Annotated in this window: 1 protein-coding gene; it reads right to left on the bottom strand. The window is 67.6% G+C overall.

The features are described from left to right. A partial coding sequence (locus tag VB672_RS22570; RefSeq protein ID WP_329786436.1) for a DNA translocase FtsK occupies positions 1 to 595 on the bottom strand: 595 nt, incomplete at both ends.

Genomic DNA, 595 nt, shown 5'->3' with positions numbered 1-595 from the left:
CCTCGACCACGCGGGCGTTGAAGCCGTCGATGTTGCGAACCCCCAGCTTCGACATCTTGCGGTAGCGGTCCTCCATCTCGCGCACCGCCCATTTGAGCGCGACGACCGCCTTCTTGGGGTCGGTGACCACCGGGGTGAGCAGGTGCGGGATGCCGTCGTAGACGCTCAGCTCCAGCATCTTGGGATCGACCATGATCAGCCGGCACTCGGCCGGCGAGAGCCGGTAGACCAGGGACAGGATCATGGTGTTGATCGCCACCGACTTGCCCGACCCGGTGGTGCCGGCGACCAGCAGGTGCGGCATGCGGGCGAGATCGGCGATCACCGGCTCGCCCCCGATGGTCTTGCCCAGGCACAGGGCGAGCTTCTGCTTGGAGGTCTCGAAGTCCTGGGAGGCCAAGAGCTCGCGCAGGTACACGGTCTCGCGCTTGTGGTTGGGCAGCTCGATGCCGATGGCGTTGCGGCCCTGCACCACCGCCACCCGGGCCGAGACCGCGCTCATCGACCGGGCGATGTCGTCGGCCAGCGAGATCACCCGCGACGACTTCGTCCCAGGCGCAGGCTCCAGCTCGTACAACGTCACCACAGGACCGGG

Source organism: Microvirga sp. CF3016 (assembly GCF_036314085.1).
Classification (GTDB): domain Bacteria; phylum Pseudomonadota; class Alphaproteobacteria; order Rhizobiales; family Beijerinckiaceae; genus Microvirga.
Note: the sequence above shows the minus strand (reverse complement) of the source record. Positions and strands in the feature narration are given on the sequence as shown.